Below are 15,046 nucleotides of genomic sequence, written 5' to 3' on the forward strand. Positions count from 1 at the left end.
CATCCGGAGAGGAATATGACCAAAGTCGCAATTGTAACGGCATCAGATTCGGGAATTGGCAAAGCGTGTGCATTGTTATTAGCACAAAACGGTTTTGATATTGGTATCACCTGGCATTCCGATGAACGCGGCGCGCAGGAGACGGCGAAAAAAGCGTCGCAATTTGGTGTGCGGGCTGAGACCATTCATCTTGACCTGAGCCAGTTACCCGAGGGCGCGCAGGCCATTGAACATCTTATCCAGCGCCTGGGGCGCGTTGACGTGCTGGTCAATAATGCCGGGGCGATGACCAAATCCGCGTTTATTGATATGCCGTTTACGCAGTGGCGGCAAATTTTTACCGTGGACGTCGACGGCGCGTTTCTCTGCGCGCAGATCGCCGCCCGGCATATGATTAAACAAGGAGAGGGAGGGCGCATTATCAACATCACCTCCGTCCATGAGCATACGCCGCTTCCGCAAGCCAGCGCCTATACCGCGGCGAAACATGCGCTGGGCGGATTGACTAAATCCATGGCGCTGGAACTGATTGAGCATCATATTTTGGTCAACGCCGTCGCGCCAGGCGCTATCGCCACGCCGATGAATGATATGGATGACAGCGATATTGAGCCGGGATCGGAACCCTCGATCCCTATCGCCCGACCGGGTTCTACGCATGAAATAGCCAGCCTCGTCGCCTGGCTGTGTTCGGAAGGAGCAAGCTATACCACCGGTCAGTCGCTGATTGTCGACGGCGGGTTTATGCTGGCGAATCCGCAATTCAACGCAAAATAAACGCCGGGTGCCGGATGGCGGCGTTATGCCATCCGGATACCATCGGGTTTAACGGGCCTCCGCTTTGCCGCGTCTTTTCAGCCACCAGCGCACGCCCACCACCAGGACGATGGCCAGAATCAGCCAGACCCCATGCCTGAGATGCTGATCGAGGTCGTGCAGCCATGGCGCGATCACCTCGCCGCCAAGATATCCCAGCGTGGTAAACAGCAGCGCCCAGATCAGCGCGCCTACAATATTCAGCGGCAGAAAAATTTTAGGCGGCAGGCGGCTGGCGCCAATCAGCAGCGGGCCAACCACCCGGAAGCCGTACATAAAACGCGTGCCGATCACAAACAGATACGGATGGCGTTGGATCATTTTCTGCGCGCGACGAATCTTCGTATGATAACGCGGGAAACGACGCAGGATCTTCCCGCCATAGCATCGTCCTAACAGGTAAAGTAGCTGATCGCCCATCATCCCTCCCAGCGCGACGGCCGCCGCCACCAGCGGAAACTTGAGTAATCCCTGATGCGCCGCGACGCCCCCCAACAGGGTAACGGTTTCACCTTCGGCCATACTGCCGATAACCAGCGCCGCATAGCCATAATGCGTAATAAGCGTGTTGATATCCATGCGTAAACCACCTCCGGCATTAAGCATACACCCTGGCAAGAGGCGTGCGCGGCAAAGCCGACGTTTTGCCGAAGACTATTTTGCCATTGCTCATAAAATAACCAGAAACTGAATTATACTTGAACATACTGGCATCTGAGGCAGCAGAAGGGGGCAGTATGAACCATGTATGGGGGCTTTTTTCCCATCCCGATCGGGAAATGCAGGTGATCAAAAGCGAAAACGAAACCGTTTCGCATCACTATACGCACCATGTTTTGCTGATGGCGGCGATTCCCGTCGTCTGCGCCTTTATCGGCACGACGCAAATCGGCTGGAATTTTGGCGACGGAAACGTGTTACAACTCTCGCTGTTTACCGCTTTTGCGCTGGCGGTCTTGTTCTACGGCGTGATGCTGGCGGGCGTCGCGGTGATGGGACGCGTCATCTGGTGGATGGCGCGAAACTATCCGCAACGGCCATCGCTTGCGCGCTGTATGGTTTTTGCCGGCTATGTCGCGACGCCGCTGTTTTTAAGTGGTCTGGTGGCGCTCTATCCCCTGGTATGGCTATGCGCTTTGGTCGGCGCTGTCGCGCTCTTTTACACCGGCTATTTGCTGTATTTGGGTATTCCGACTTTCCTTAACATTAATAGAGAGGAAGGATTAAGCTTCTCCAGTTCGACGCTCGCTATCGGCGTGCTGGTCCTGGAGGTGCTACTGGCGATCACTGTGATCTTGTGGGGATACGGCTACCGCCTGTTCTGATGCGAAAAAGGGCTGGCGCAAAAGCCAGCAATGCAGCATTTGCTGACGATTCTTCTGTAGCGGCAACGCTGGCGTGCCGCTATGATGCCACTGCTAGCTTGAGTATAATCTTAGCTCAGGCGGTGTGCGTTACGACGCGCGTGAATCATTATCAGAAATCTCATCATGCTGAAATTCCGAGCTTCATTCCTGAGCCTTGCTCTGATGTTGGCCGTACCTTTTGCCCCGCAGGCCGTGGCGAAAACGGCAGCGACAACCGCGGCGTCTCAACCTGAGATTGCCTCCGGTAGCGCAATGATTGTTGATCTCAACACCAATAAAGTGATCTATTCGAACCACCCGGATCTGGTGCGTCCGATTGCCTCGATAACCAAATTAATGACGGCGATGGTCGTGCTTGACGCGCGATTGCCGCTGGATGAAATACTGAAGGTCGATATCAGCCAGACGCCGGAAATGAAAGGGGTTTACTCCCGCGTGCGCCTGAACAGCGAAATTAGCCGCAAAAATATGTTGCTGCTGGCGTTGATGTCATCCGAAAACCGTGCGGCGGCAAGCCTGGCGCACTATTATCCCGGCGGTTATAACGCGTTTATTAAAGCGATGAATGCGAAGGCGAAAGCGTTGGGCATGACGCATACCCGCTTCGTTGAGCCGACGGGGCTGTCGATTCATAACGTCTCGACCGCGCGGGATTTAACAAAATTGCTGATTGCCACGAAGCAATACCCGCTGATTGGCCAGCTAAGCACCACGCGCGAAGATATGGCGACATTCTCGCATCCGTCGTATACGCTGCCGTTTCGCAATACCAACCATTTGGTCTACCGTGATAACTGGAATATCCAGTTAACGAAAACCGGCTTTACCAATGCGGCGGGGCATTGCCTGGTGATGCGTACCGTGATCAATAACAAACCGGTCGCGCTGGTGGTCATGGACGCGTTCGGCAAATATACCCACTTTGCGGACGCCAGTCGCCTGCGTACATGGATTGAAACCGGTAAAGTCATGCCCGTTCCGGCTGCCGCGCTGAGCTATAAAAAGCAAAAAGCCGCGCAAATGGCGGCAGCCAGCGCCAGTGCCGGGGCGCAAACCGCACAGAACGATTAAGTCGCCGCAGGCCCGGCAGGCATCGCGCCGCCGGGCTTCACGGTAAACCGCACGGTGTTAATGCGTTTCGTCGGGCGTATTTTCCTGCCAGAATTTCCGCTTACTCGTTTTGCCGATACCGGGGTTCATACTGTTGGTTGGGTCATTTTGCCGATAAAAACGCGTCAGCGTTTCCGGCGCTTTATACAGATGTCCAACGTTGTGCTCCGCTGGGTATTGTGCCCCGCGCGCCTGCAACAGCTCCAGCATTTGCGCTTTCAGCGCATGGACGTCGACGCCTTTCTTCACGATATAGTCCTGATGAAAAACGTGGCACATAAAGTGACCGTAATAGAGTTTATGTACCAGTTGGCTGTCGATTTCCGGCGGCAGATGCTCGAACCAGTCGGTATCGTTGCGGCGCAGGGCGATATCCAGCGCCAGAATATCTTCCACTTCATCAGCGTGTACGGCCTGATAACGAATCGCCGCGCCAGCAGCGGCGAAGCGGTGCAGGAAGGCTTTGCTGCCTTCTTCCGGCGTACAGGTGAAGAAACCGCCCTCAGCGGATTTAAAAAATTCATTCAGCCAGCGTTGCGCTTCTGCGACGCCGTCTCCCGCCATTTTTAACAGCAGATGATGCTCATATTTATCGCGCCAGTTTTTCATTCGCGGCGGCAGATGGCTGGGAAACAGGTGGCCGAATTTCTGCATCGCGCGGTCGGTGAAATGCGGACGGAAAAATTTTACTTTTTCCAGCATCGCATCGGTTCGGCCTTTTAGCGTGAAAAAGAATGGCATCTTGTCGGTGCCGAGTTTATCGATCATCAGAAAGGTATCTTTACCGTACTGCTCCGCAATATCGTAGATATCGCGATGCATATATTCTCCCGCCACTGGCAGATTGTCGAAGTTCGCCAGAATATGCCGACGGATTTCAGTCAGTACCGCGGGCTGATTGGTGCCGATATAAAAAACCTGCTGATTTTTTTCCGCTGCAAAGGTATCAAGGCGAACGGCAAAAACCGCCAGTTTTCCGGCGCAGCCGGAAGATTCAAACAAACGGTCCGGGTCGGCGTTATAGCGGGCGGGCGTATCGGCGTTGATATCTCGTACCCGCGTCACATAGTCGTGATCGTGCGCATGACGACCATCGTGACGCACATCCTCATCTTTAATCCGTTCATCATCCAGCTTGCTCAGGATCTGCTCCGGGGTATGCCCAAGATCGATACCCAGATGATTGACCAGTTGCAGTTTGCCTTGCTCGTCAATACGGGCAAAGAGCGACATCTCGGTATAGGCCGGGCCGCGCTGCACCAGCGAGCCGCCGGAGTTATTACAGATGCCGCCGATGACCGACGCGCCGATACACGACGAACCAATCACCGAGTGCGGTTCACGGCCCAGCGGTTTAAGCGCTTTTTCCAGCGCATAGAGCGTCGTACCGGGCCAGGCCAGAACCTGTTGGCCGTTATCCAGTAAGTGCAGCTTATCCAGCCGCTGGGTGCTGATAATCACAATATCGCGATCGTAGTCGTTGCCGTTCGGCGTGGAGCCTTCCGTCAGACCGGTGTTGGCGGCCTGCATCAGAATAATTTTGTCAGCGTTAACGCAGGCGTTGAGCACACGCCACAGTTCCAGTAACGAACCCGGGAAAACAACGGCCAGCGCGTCGCCCTGACCGGAACGGAAACCCTTGCGATAGCGGGCGGTTTTGGCGGGGTCTGTCAGCAGGTGAGAATGGCCTACCAGGCGGGCCAGCTCATTCAGGAACGTTTTATTATCAGTCATTGTTATGGAAGACATTCTCCACTCCTTGTGGTGGGACAAAATATCAGCGTTAAGCATAGCGCTTGGTATGACAATACGCTTTCTCATTCAAATTGTCTCTGTGTTGGTGGTATTCATTTGCCGCCTTGATACCATTTGCTGGCGGTTGCGTATTCGACTGTGTGGAAAATTAGGAGAATAACCTTCGCTTTCTTCTCCTCTCGCGTTTAGGCTTATGGCAAACTGCGGTTTTTATTCTGTTTTTACCGCCTCGTCGGGATAAAGATAAAGAGAGACTCAACATGAAATGGTTATGTTCAGTAGGTGTTGCTGTGAGTCTGGCGATGCAGCCAGCATTGGCGGAAAACCTGTTTGGCAATCACCCGCTGACGCCCGAAGCGCGCGACGCGTTCGTCACGGATTTACTCAAGAAAATGACTGTCGATGAAAAAATTGGTCAGTTACGTCTGATTAGCGTCGGCCCTGATAACCCGAAAGAAGCGATTCGCGAGATGATCAAAGACGGGCAGGTAGGGGCGATTTTCAATACCGTCACCCGCCAGGATATCCGTCAAATGCAGGATCAGGTGATGGCATTGAGCCGCCTGAAAATTCCTCTCTTTTTTGCCTATGACGTGGTACACGGCCAGCGAACCGTCTTCCCAATAAGCCTCGGTCTGGCTTCTTCTTTTAATCTGGATGCGGTAAGAACCGTAGGACGCGTATCGGCGTATGAAGCGGCGGACGACGGTCTGAATATGACCTGGGCGCCGATGGTGGATGTCTCCCGCGATCCGCGTTGGGGACGCGCCTCCGAAGGCTTTGGCGAAGATACATATTTAACCTCCATCATGGGCGAAACCATGGTGAAAGCGATGCAGGGCAAAAGTCCGGCGGATCGCTATTCGGTGATGACCAGCGTGAAACATTTTGCCGCCTATGGGGCCGTTGAAGGCGGTAAAGAATACAACACCGTGGATATGAGTTCCCAGCGTCTGTTTAATGACTATATGCCGCCTTACAAAGCGGGGCTGGATGCGGGGAGCGGCGCGGTGATGGTGGCGCTGAACTCGCTGAACGGCACGCCTGCGACGTCAGATTCCTGGTTATTGAAAGATGTCCTGCGCGATGAGTGGGGCTTTAAGGGAATTACCGTTTCCGACCACGGCGCTATTAAAGAACTGATTAAACACGGTACCGCGGCCGACCCGGAAGATGCGGTGCGCGTGGCGCTAAAGGCAGGGGTGGATATGAGCATGGCGGATGAGTATTACAGCAAATATCTGCCGGGTCTGATTAAGTCGGGCAAAGTGACGATGGCGGAACTGGACGACGCGACGCGCCATGTGCTCAACGTAAAATATGACATGGGATTGTTTAACGACCCCTATAGCCATCTGGGGCCGAAAGAGAGCGACCCGGCGGACACCAATGCCGAAAGCCGCCTGCATCGTAAAGAGGCGCGGGAAGTGGCGCGGGAAAGTGTGGTACTGCTGAAAAACCGGCTGGAAACGCTGCCGCTGAAAAAATCGGGCACCATTGCCGTTGTTGGGCCGCTGGCCGACAGTCAACGTGATGTAATGGGAAGCTGGTCTGCTGCTGGGGTTGCGAATCAGTCGGTGACGGTGCTGGCGGGTATTCAAAATGCCGTCGGCGACGGGGCGAAGATCCTCTATGCCAAAGGGGCGAATATCACTAACGATAAAGATATCGTCGATTTCTTAAACCTGTATGAAGAGGCAGTGAAAATCGATCCGCGCTCACCGCAGGCGATGATTGATGAGGCGGTGCAGGCGGCGAAACAGGCCGATGTGGTGGTCGCAGTGGTAGGCGAGTCGCAGGGGATGGCGCATGAAGCCTCCAGCCGTACCAATATCACCATTCCGCAGAGTCAGCGCGACTTAATCACCGCTCTGAAAGCCACCGGTAAGCCGCTGGTACTGGTATTAATGAACGGCAGACCGCTGGCGCTGGTAAAAGAAGATCAACAGGCCGATGCGATTCTGGAGACTTGGTTTGCCGGGACGGAAGGCGGCAACGCCATTGCCGATGTGCTGTTTGGCGATTACAACCCGTCAGGCAAGCTGCCGATCTCCTTCCCGCGTTCGGTGGGACAAATTCCGGTCTATTACAGCCATCTCAATACGGGACGCCCGTATGATCCTGAAAAGCCAAACAAATACACCTCACGTTATTTTGACGAAGCAAATGGCCCGCTCTATCCGTTTGGTTACGGTCTGAGCTACACCACATTTACGGTGTCTGACGTCACGCTCTCCTCACCGACAATGCAACGCGACGGCAAAGTCACGGCCAGCGTAGAGGTCACGAACACCGGTAAACGCGAAGGGGCTACGGTCATCCAGATGTACTTACAGGATGTCACGGCGTCAATGAGCCGCCCGGTGAAGCAATTAAAAGGCTTTGAAAAAATCACCCTCAAGCCCGGCGAACGTAAAACCGTGAGTTTCCCGATTGATATCGAGGCGTTGAAGTTCTGGAATCAGCAGATGAAATATGACGCGGAACCCGGCAAGTTCAACGTCTTTATCGGCGTGGATTCCGCTCGCGTTAAACAAGGATCGTTCGAGCTACTGTAAGCCTGCCGTCAACAGGGCGCGATAGCTGCGCCCTGTCTGGCAATGACTTTTCCTGTCCCCCCTTTTATTGCCTGCCACGTCACTTACACTGGCGGAAAATCCCAGGTTAAACGCAGACTTTTCAACTATGCTTTTTTCTCAAGTCTCTGAAAAAGGCCGTAAAAGGATGAGGAAAGCATCATGACGATCTCAAAGCTATGGGTAAGTTCGCTGGCGTTGCTGGCGACGGTGAGTTTACCTCTACAGGCGGCATCGCCCGTGACGGTCGGGTCAAAGATTGATACCGAAGGCGCGCTGCTCGGCAACATGATTTTGCAGGTACTGGAAAGCCACGGCGTTAAAACGGTCAATAAAATTCAGCTCGGGACGACGCCAGTCGTTCGTGGCGCGATTACCGCCGGAGAGCTGGATATCTATCCGGAATACACCGGTAACGGGGCGTTCTTTTTTAAAGATGAAAACGATCCGGCATGGAAAAATGCAAAGCAAGGCTTTGAGAAAGTCAAAAAACTGGATGCGGAGCAGAATAAGCTGGTCTGGTTGACGCCTGCGCCGGCCAACAACACCTGGACCATCGCGATACGTCAGGACATCGCGGAAAAAAATAAACTCTCCTCGCTTGCCGATCTCAGCCGTTATCTGAAAGAGGGCGGCACTTTTAAACTGGCGGCGTCTGCGGAATTTATCGAACGGGCGGATGCGCTGCCGGCATTTGAAAAAGCCTATGATTTTACCTTGAATCAGAACCAGCTCTTGTCGCTGGCGGGCGGCGATACGGCGGTCACGATCAAAGCCGCCGCGCAACAAACATCCGGCGTTAACGCCGCGATGGCGTATGGCACCGACGGCCCTGTCGCCGCGCTGGGTCTGCAAACCCTGAGCGACCCGAAAGGCGTCCAGCCTATCTATGCCCCCGCGCCGGTAGTGCGTGAATCGGTGTTACAGGCCTATCCGCAGATAGCCGACTGGCTGCAGCCCGTTTTCGCCAGCCTTGATGAGAAAACGCTGCAACAGTTGAACGCCAGAATCGCCGTAGAAGGGCTGGATGCGAAAAAAGTCGCCGCTGATTACCTCCGACAAAAAGGGTGGGTGAAGTAATCTGTGAGTGATGCTGCCAAAAAAATCACGGTTAATCGTGTGCTGTTGCTGTTGGTTGTTCTGACCCTGCTTGCTGTCGCGCTGCCTTTCATTAATTACGCCCCGAATCGTCTGGTGAGCGGCGAGGGGCGCCAGTTATGGGAGATCTGGCCGGCGACCATCTGGATGCTGACTGGCGCGGGATGCGCGCTGTTTACGTTGTGCTTTGTACCCGGTAAACGCGGTAGCGTACTGACGCTGATGATGGCGCAGACGCTTTTTATTGTCATGCTGTGGGGAGTCGGCAGGGCGGCGACCCAGTTGGCGCAGGAGGGCAGCCCGCTGGCGCGTACCAGTCTGGGAAGTGGACTGTGGCTGGGCCTCGGTCTGATGCTGCTGGCCTGTAGCGATGCGATCCGCCGTATTACCGTTGGGCCGCTGTGGCGCTGGTTGCTGCACGCGCAAATTGTCATTGTCCCGCTGGCGCTGCTGTTTTCAGGCACGTTCGACAACCTCTCGCTTCTGAAAGAGTATACCAATCGCCAGGATGTTTTCGATGCCGCGCTGGCGCAACATTTAATGTTACTGGCGGGCACGGTGCTGCCGGCGCTGGCGATCGGACTACCGTTGGGCGTCTGGTGTTATTTTTCCGCCTCACGCCAGGGGCCGGTGTTTACCGTGCTGAATGTAATCCAGACTATCCCTTCCGTCGCGCTGTTTGGCCTGCTGATTGCGCCGTTGGCCGGGCTGGTGAAACAGTTTCCGTGGCTTGCCGCATTCGGCGTCGCGGGAACCGGCATGACGCCTGCGCTGATAGCGCTGGTGCTCTATGCGTTATTGCCGCTGGTGCGCGGCGTGGTCGCCGGGCTCAATCAGGTGCCGCGCGATGTGCTGGAGAGCGCAAGAGCAATGGGAATGAGTAGCGGCCAGCGCTTCAGGCATGTGCAACTGCCGCTGGCGCTGCCGGTCTTTTTACGTAGCCTGCGGGTAGTCATGGTCCAGACAGTGGGAATGGCCGTTGTCGCCGCGCTGATTGGCGCGGGAGGTTTCGGCGCGCTGGTGTTTCAGGGGCTATTGAGCAGCGCCATTGATTTAGTCCTGTTGGGCGTCATTCCGGTGATTGCGCTGGCGGTAGTGATCGACGCGCTGTTTGATTTATGGATCGCGTTTTTGAAGGGAGCAACCGATGATTGAATTTAACCATGTCAGTAAAACCTTCGGCGATCAACAGGCTGTTAGCGACCTCAATTTGCACTTTAGCGAAGGCAGCTTTTCGGTGTTAATTGGCACCTCCGGTTCGGGAAAATCGACCACTCTGAAGATGATTAACCGGTTGGTAGAGCATGATAGCGGAACGATCCGTTTTGCCGGGGAAGAGATCCGCAGCCTGCCGGTGCTTGAACTGCGCCGTCGCATGGGCTATGCCATTCAGTCTATCGGTCTTTTTCCCCACTGGACGGTGGCGCAAAATATCGCCACCGTACCGCAACTACAAAAGTGGTCGCGTGCGCGGATTAACGCTCGTATTGATGAACTGATGGCATTATTGGGTCTGGAAAGCGCGCTGCGCGATCGTTATCCGCATCAGCTTTCCGGCGGGCAACAGCAGCGGGTCGGCGTTGCGCGGGCGCTGGCTGCCGATCCGCAGGTATTGCTGATGGACGAGCCTTTCGGCGCGCTTGATCCGGTAACGCGCGGCGCACTGCAGCAGGAGATGACCCGCATTCATCAGCTACTGGGACGCACTATCGTACTGGTGACGCACGACATCGACGAGGCGCTACGCCTCGCCGACCATCTGGTGCTGATGGACGGGGGCCACGTTATCCAACAGGGATCGCCGCTTTCTATGCTGACCTCGCCGGAAAATGATTTCGTGCAGGCGTTTTTTGGCCGCAGCGAGCTGGGCGTAAGGCTGCTTTCGTTACGTAGCGTAGGCGATTATGTACGCCGGCATGAACAGCTCAGCGGCGACGCGCTGGTGGAAGAGATGACGCTACGCGATGCGCTATCGATGTTTGTCGCCCGTCGGTGCGACGTCCTGCCGGTGGCGAATCAGCAGGGCGAGCCCTGCGGTACGCTCCATTTCCGCGATCTGCTTTCGGAGACGTCCCCCCGTGAAACGACTGTGTGATCCGCTTCTCTGGCTTATTGTTCTGTTCTTGCTTCTTCTGTTTGGATTGCCTTATAGCCAGCCGTTCTTCGCCGCGCTGTTTCCCGATTTACCGCGCCCGGTCTACCAACAGGAGAGTTTTGCCGCCCTCGCGCTCGCCCATTTCTGGTTGGTAGGCATCTCAAGTTTGTTTGCCGTCGTGGTGGGCGTCGGCGCAGGGATTGCGGTCACGCGAGAAAGTGGGAAAGAGTTTCGTCCCCTGGTGGAGACTATCGCCGCCGTCGGGCAGACCTTTCCGCCGGTCGCGGTACTGGCGATCGCGGTACCCGTCATGGGTTTTGGTCAGCAACCGGCCATTATCGCCTTGATCCTGTATGGGGTGTTGCCCATCCTGCAGGCGACCCTGGCAGGGCTGGGCGCGGTGCCTGCCAGCGTGATGAGCGTTGCCAGCGGTATGGGAATGAGCCGTCGCCAACAGTTGTATCAGGTTGAGCTGCCGCTGGCCGCGCCGGTGATTCTGGCGGGCATCCGAACCTCGGTGATTATCAATATTGGTACGGCGACCATCGCTTCAACGGTGGGGGCCAGTACGTTAGGCACGCCGATCATTATCGGGCTTAGCGGCTTTAATACGGCCTATGTTATCCAGGGGGCGCTGCTGGTGGCGCTGGCGGCGATCATTATCGATCGCCTGTTTGAAAGGCTGACACGCGCGCTTACCCGGCACGCAAAATAAAACTGTAACCTGCCAGCATCACGCCGCCGATACCGCCAATAGCCATCAGCAGGAAAAGGGCGATCACCCCGATTTTCGCTACGCGCATTATGTACTCCTTATGTTAATAAAAGGAGTATACATTAAAGCGAATTTGTTAGCTGCTGTTTAAACGCCAAGGGGATGAATGTCGCGTCCCTGGGCGCGCCATGCCAGGAGTTGCTGCTGCTGCGCCAGCGTCTGGTTTTCTCCGCACCATACCAGTAACGTCTTGCCGTCAAATAGTTCCGGGCGGAACTGGCTAAGCGAGTGCGCCAGCACGTCGATTCGCCATCCCTGTTGGCTGGCGACCCAACCTTCCAGCCACAGGCGGGTGGTATCATGGATATTCCAGCCGATCACCAACGCATCTTTTCCCTGTTTCTTACGCGCAGACGCCAGGCAGAGCGCAACATAGTTGATCAGGATACCGTCAAGAATGCCGAGCAGCGCCTGAAGGGCGGGTTGTTGGCACTGTAACCGTCGCCGCAGCGGGACGAACAGGTTAGTGGTCAATGTTTGGGCTGGATAATCCTGACCGCGTTCTTTGACCCATAACCGTAAACTGTGCAGATTACTGCTTTGCAGATAGTGCAGCAGGATCTCCTGCTGTTCGCGCCAGCCGTTAGGTTGTTCGCTACTGTCGCTACTGAGCAGCACTTTGACTTTGCTGACCTGGACGCCGTTATCTATCCAGCGCTTGATTTCGCGGATTCTGTCGATATCGGCATCGTTAAACAGACGATGACCGCCATCCGTTCGCTGTGGTTTTAAAAGTCCATAACGTCTCTGCCACGCGCGCAACGTGACAGGATTGATATCACAAAGCAAAGCCACTTCACCAATTGTGTAAAGCGCCATCGTTTCACCCTTGCTCGCGAGGTCCCGGTTTAACTTTAGACGCTCTTTTAGGAACCAGGAAGTTTTGCCTGTTTTTTATGCATTAAAACGCGAAGTAGCGGGTTGCGGCGCGGCGTTTAAGTGATCGTATTCACGAATTCATATTTTTATGCAACAGTTCAAAGAAAGTTAATCGTACTCAATGTATGTTACGCGCTTTTAATTGAAGTGTGGTTTGCGGGTATGTACGAGTTTAATCTGGTGTTGCTGCTGCTTCAGCAGATGTGCGTGTTTCTGGTCATTGCGTGGCTAATGAGTAAAACGCGCCTGTTCATCCCGCTTATGCAGGTCACGGTTCGACTGCCGCACAAGCTCCTGTGTTACGTCACGTTTTCTATCTTCTGCATTATGGGCACTTATTTTGGGCTACATATCGAAGATTCGATTGCCAATACCCGCGCGATTGGCGCGGTGATGGGCGGCCTACTCGGCGGGCCGGTCGTCGGCGGGCTGGTCGGTCTGACCGGTGGGTTACATCGGTATTCTATGGGCGGCATGACGGCGCTGAGCTGTATGATTTCCACCATCGTCGAAGGGCTGCTGGGCGGGTTGGTACACAGCGTTCTCATACGTCGCGGACGCCCGGACAAAGTGTTTAGCCCGCTGACGGCGGGAGCAATTACGTGTGTTGCCGAACTGGTGCAGATGCTGATCATTTTACTGATAGCCAGGCCGTTTGACGATGCCCTGCATCTGGTCAGTAATATTGCCGCGCCGATGATGGTGACGAATACCGTTGGCGCCGCGCTGTTCATGCGTATTTTGCTCGATAAGCGCGCCATGTTCGAAAAATATACTTCGGCATTTTCTGCTACCGCGCTGAAGGTCGCCGCGTCAACGGAGGGGATTCTGCGTCAGGGATTTAACGAAGTGAACAGTATGAAGGTGGCGCAGGTGTTATATCAGGAGCTGGATATCGGCGCCGTCGCCATCACCGATCGCGAAAAACTGCTGGCTTTTACCGGTATTGGCGACGATCACCATCTACCGGGCAAACCCATTTCATCAGGTTATACGCTGAAAGCAATTGAAACCGGAGAGGTGGTTTATGCCGATGGCAACGAAGTGCCGTACCGCTGTTCGCTACACCCGCAGTGTAAACTCGGCTCGACGCTGGTGATCCCGCTGCGTGGCGAAAATCAGCGAGTCATGGGCACCATTAAATTGTACGAAGCGAAAAACCGGCTGTTCAGCTCAATTAACCGCACTCTGGGAGAGGGTATTGCGCAGCTTTTATCTGCGCAGATCCTGGCCGGGCAGTATGAACGGCAGAAGGCGTTGCTGACGCAGTCAGAGATCAAGCTGTTGCACGCGCAGGTGAATCCGCATTTTCTGTTTAATGCGCTCAATACCATTAAAGCGGTGATTCGCCGCGACAGCGAACAGGCCAGCCAACTGGTGCAGTACTTGTCGACCTTTTTTCGCAAAAATTTAAAACGCCCGTCGGAAATCGTCACGCTGGCGGATGAAATTGAACACGTAAACGCTTATCTGCAAATTGAAAAAGCGCGTTTTCAGTCGCGTCTGCAGGTACAGCTTGATGTTCCATCGACGCTTTCACGTCAGAAATTGCCTGCGTTTACGTTACAGCCGATTGTTGAGAACGCCATTAAACATGGCACGTCGCAACTGCTTGATACCGGCAACGTCGCTATTCGCGCCCGGCGCGAAGGGCAGCATTTGATGTTAGATATTGAAGATAATGCGGGACTGTATCAGCCTTCCGCCGGCAGTAGCGGGCTGGGGATGAGTCTGGTGGATAAACGTCTGCGCGAACACTTTGGCGATGATTATGGTATTAGCGTGGCCTGCGAGCCGGACTGTTTTACCCGAATTACATTACGACTTCCACTGGAGGAGGACGCATGATTAAAGTGCTGATTGTGGATGATGAGCCGTTAGCGCGGGAAAATCTGCGGATTTTGCTCCAGGGGCAGGATGACATTGAGATTGTGGGAGAGTGCGCGAACGCGGTAGAAGCGATTGGCGCGGTACATAAGCTGCGACCTGATGTGCTGTTTCTGGATATTCAGATGCCGCGTATCAGTGGACTGGAGATGGTAGGAATGCTTGACCCGGAACACCGCCCGTATATCGTTTTTTTAACCGCGTTTGACGAATACGCCATCAAAGCCTTTGAAGAACACGCTTTTGATTATCTGCTCAAGCCGATAGAGGAGAAACGGCTGGAAAAAACGTTACATCGTCTGCGTCAGGAGCGCAGTAAACAGGATGTTTCGTTGTTGCCGGAAAACCAGCAGGCGCTTAAATTCATTCCCTGTACCGGACACAGCCGGATCTATTTGTTGCAAATGGATGATGTCGCCTTTGTCAGTAGCCGTATGAGCGGCGTTTATGTGACCAGCAGTGAAGGTAAAGAGGGGTTTACCGAGCTGACGCTGCGCACGCTGGAAAGCCGGACGCCGCTACTGCGTTGTCATCGTCAGTTTCTGGTGAATATGGCCCATTTGCAGGAAATTCGGCTGGAGGATAATGGGCAGGCAGAGCTGATTTTACGCAACGGCCTGACGGTGCCGGTAAGCCGTCGCTATCTGAAAAGTTTAAAAGAGGCGATTGGCCTGTAAAAGACTGTTAG

Annotated in this window: 14 protein-coding genes; 10 read left to right on the top strand and 4 right to left on the bottom strand. The window is 54.7% G+C overall.

Features of this window, described 5'->3' with window-relative positions; all coding sequences use genetic code 11:
- The first annotated feature begins 15 nt into the window (after window positions 1–15).
- Window positions 16–777, top strand: a complete 762-nt coding sequence (locus K8W53_RS08245; RefSeq protein WP_023224573.1) for an SDR family oxidoreductase — start codon at window positions 16–18, stop codon at window positions 775–777.
- Window positions 778–825: 48 nt separating this feature from the next.
- On the opposite strand, the gene K8W53_RS08250 is transcribed toward K8W53_RS08245, so the two are convergent.
- A complete protein-coding gene (locus K8W53_RS08250) occupies window positions 826–1,395 on the bottom strand; it encodes a DedA family protein (protein ID WP_001523476.1) in 570 nt (189 codons plus the stop codon).
- 158 nt (window positions 1,396–1,553) lie between these two features.
- Here K8W53_RS08250 and K8W53_RS08255 point away from each other — a divergent pair, with 158 nt between their 5' ends.
- Window positions 1,554–2,141: a Yip1 family protein gene (locus K8W53_RS08255; RefSeq protein ID WP_001017057.1), complete on the top strand. Its 588-nt coding sequence runs from the start codon at window positions 1,554–1,556 to the stop codon at window positions 2,139–2,141.
- 165 nt (window positions 2,142–2,306) lie between these two features.
- On the top strand, window positions 2,307–3,254 hold the full coding sequence (gene pbpG, locus K8W53_RS08260; protein WP_052939439.1) for a D-alanyl-D-alanine endopeptidase: 948 nt from the start codon (window positions 2,307–2,309) through the stop codon (window positions 3,252–3,254).
- Window positions 3,255–3,311: 57 nt separating this feature from the next.
- Here the strand turns inward: pbpG and dld are convergent, their stop codons facing one another.
- Complete coding sequence (gene dld / locus K8W53_RS08265; protein WP_000095234.1) at window positions 3,312–5,042, bottom strand: D-lactate dehydrogenase; 1,731 nt, start codon at window positions 5,040–5,042, stop codon at window positions 3,312–3,314.
- 266 nt (window positions 5,043–5,308) lie between these two features.
- Here dld and bglX point away from each other — a divergent pair, with 266 nt between their 5' ends.
- The 5 genes from bglX to K8W53_RS08290 all read left to right on the top strand — a co-directional run bounded on the left by bglX (window position 5,309) and on the right by K8W53_RS08290 (window position 11,532).
- Window positions 5,309–7,606 (top strand): beta-glucosidase BglX, encoded by a 2,298-nt coding sequence (bglX, locus tag K8W53_RS08270; RefSeq protein ID WP_023224576.1) that lies wholly within the window; start codon window positions 5,309–5,311, stop codon window positions 7,604–7,606.
- Window positions 7,607–7,786: 180 nt separating this feature from the next.
- A complete protein-coding gene (locus K8W53_RS08275; protein ID WP_000155869.1) occupies window positions 7,787–8,704 on the top strand; it encodes an ABC transporter substrate-binding protein in 918 nt (305 codons plus the stop codon).
- 3 nt (window positions 8,705–8,707) lie between these two features.
- A complete protein-coding gene (locus K8W53_RS08280) occupies window positions 8,708–9,877 on the top strand; it encodes an ABC transporter permease (RefSeq protein ID WP_052939438.1) in 1,170 nt (389 codons plus the stop codon).
- Window positions 9,870–10,817 (top strand): ABC transporter ATP-binding protein, encoded by a 948-nt coding sequence (locus K8W53_RS08285; protein ID WP_023224579.1) that lies wholly within the window; start codon window positions 9,870–9,872, stop codon window positions 10,815–10,817. The genes K8W53_RS08280 and K8W53_RS08285 overlap by 8 nt, the downstream gene beginning before the upstream one ends.
- The gene (locus tag K8W53_RS08290; protein WP_000824854.1) at window positions 10,801–11,532 is read left to right on the top strand and encodes an ABC transporter permease; all 732 of its coding nucleotides are present in this window, start codon (window positions 10,801–10,803) and stop codon (window positions 11,530–11,532) included. The genes K8W53_RS08285 and K8W53_RS08290 overlap by 17 nt, the downstream gene beginning before the upstream one ends.
- On the opposite strand, the gene K8W53_RS08295 is transcribed toward K8W53_RS08290, so the two are convergent.
- Both K8W53_RS08295 and mlrA read right to left on the bottom strand, forming a co-directional pair.
- A complete protein-coding gene (locus tag K8W53_RS08295; RefSeq protein WP_001261696.1) occupies window positions 11,513–11,620 on the bottom strand; it encodes a protein YohO in 108 nt (35 codons plus the stop codon). The genes K8W53_RS08290 and K8W53_RS08295 overlap by 20 nt on opposite strands.
- 59 nt (window positions 11,621–11,679) lie before the next feature.
- Window positions 11,680–12,411 carry an HTH-type transcriptional regulator MlrA gene (gene mlrA / locus K8W53_RS08300; RefSeq protein WP_023224580.1) on the bottom strand — a complete coding sequence of 244 codons (732 nt, stop codon included), beginning with the start codon at window positions 12,409–12,411 and terminating at the stop codon, window positions 11,680–11,682.
- A 222-nt stretch (window positions 12,412–12,633) separates the two neighbouring features.
- On the opposite strand from mlrA, the gene K8W53_RS08305 reads away from it, so the two are divergent.
- Together K8W53_RS08305 and btsR are read left to right on the top strand one after the other, a co-directional pair.
- A complete protein-coding gene (locus K8W53_RS08305) occupies window positions 12,634–14,319 on the top strand; it encodes a sensor histidine kinase (protein WP_000272850.1) in 1,686 nt (561 codons plus the stop codon).
- Window positions 14,316–15,035: a two-component system response regulator BtsR gene (gene btsR, locus K8W53_RS08310; RefSeq protein ID WP_000598637.1), complete on the top strand. Its 720-nt coding sequence runs from the start codon at window positions 14,316–14,318 to the stop codon at window positions 15,033–15,035. Before K8W53_RS08305 ends, btsR begins: the two co-directional genes overlap by 4 nt.
- The last annotated feature ends 11 nt before the right edge of the window (window positions 15,036–15,046 follow it).

Origin of the sequence: Salmonella sp. A29-2 (assembly GCF_020150755.1) — a bacterium.
Taxonomy (GTDB): Bacteria; Pseudomonadota; Gammaproteobacteria; order Enterobacterales; family Enterobacteriaceae; genus Salmonella; species Salmonella enterica.